This window comes from Siphonobacter sp. BAB-5385, assembly GCF_002261125.1.
In the GTDB taxonomy this organism is placed as follows: Bacteria; Bacteroidota; Bacteroidia; order Cytophagales; family Spirosomataceae; genus Siphonobacter.
Genome location: NZ_NMPS01000266.1, coordinates 1 through 1,177 on the forward strand (window position 1 = coordinate 1; position 1,177 = coordinate 1,177).

General features: G+C 54.5%; 1 protein-coding gene. It reads right to left on the bottom strand.

The window, feature by feature from the left end; genetic code table 11:
• The coding region (locus BWI93_RS27345; RefSeq protein WP_141217628.1) for a GAF domain-containing protein at nucleotides 1-1,177 on the bottom strand (1,177 nt) is incomplete at both ends.

Here is a 1,177-nt window from a genome sequence, read left to right on the forward strand (position 1 = left end):
AAACGGTTTTAGGAAAGGCAATATCGAAGTAAAAGCGGGAGCCCTGACCCTGCTGACTTTCCACAAAGATCTGACTCTGATGCAGACTCAGCAGCAAATGCACAATGGCCAGTCCCAGTCCCGTGCCCTTGAATTTGCGGGTCGTGTCGAGCGAGGCCTGGGAATACTCCTCAAAAATCTGCTTCAAGGACTCCTCAGGAATGCCAATGCCCGTGTCCTGCACTTCAAAGCGAAGCCGGTAACTCTCGGGCGTCGTCTCCAGAAGTCCCACCCTCAAGCTCACGCTGCCCTGCTGGGTAAACTTGATGGCATTCGTCAGCAGATTGCTCAGAATTTGCGTGAGCCGGGTGGGGTCGCCGAGCACCTTCTCGGGCAGAGTCGTATCCACCTGCTTGATGAGTTGCAACTGCTTTTTGGCCGCCAGAGGCTGGTGAATCTGAATGACTTTTTCCGTCAGTGATCTGAGATCAACGGGAATTTCCTCCAGATAGACCTTGCCCGCTTCGAGTTTGCCGTAGTCGAGCACTTCGTCGAGCAGCGTATGCAGGGTTTGGGAGGAGAACTCGAGTAGCTCGATCAGCTCGCGTTGGGAGGGGGTCAGGCTGTCTTCTTCCATAGCCAGCAAACCCACCGAGCCGATGATGGGGCTGAGGGCATTGCGGATTTCGTGGCTCATGGTGGAGAGGAAACGGGCTTTGGCCTGACGGGCTTCTTCGGCTTCGGCCCGGGCCCGTTCGGCCTGAAAGTGCTTGCGGCGAAGTTCCAGCAGCATGACCACCTGGTAGGAGAGGTCTTTGAGGGCTTGTAGCTGATCTTCGCTGAGCTGCTTGGGTTTTTCATCGATCAGACACAGGGAGCCTAGCGGGTACCCTTCTGGATTGACCAGCGGAATACCGGCGTAAAAAATCACCCCCGGCTGACCTATGGTGAACGGATGGTCATGAAAACGTTCGTCCTTCCGCATATCGGACACAATCAGTGGAATTTCAGGTTCCAGAATAGCATGGGCACAAAACGAAAGTTCACGCGGAATTTCAGTAGCTTCGATACCCTTTTTTGATTTGACCCAGTGCCGGGTGCGGTCAATGAGCGAAATCATACTGATCGGGGTACCACATATCTGGGAAGCCAGCCGCGTAATGGCGTCGTAGGCCATTTCGGGCAGGGAATCCATAAT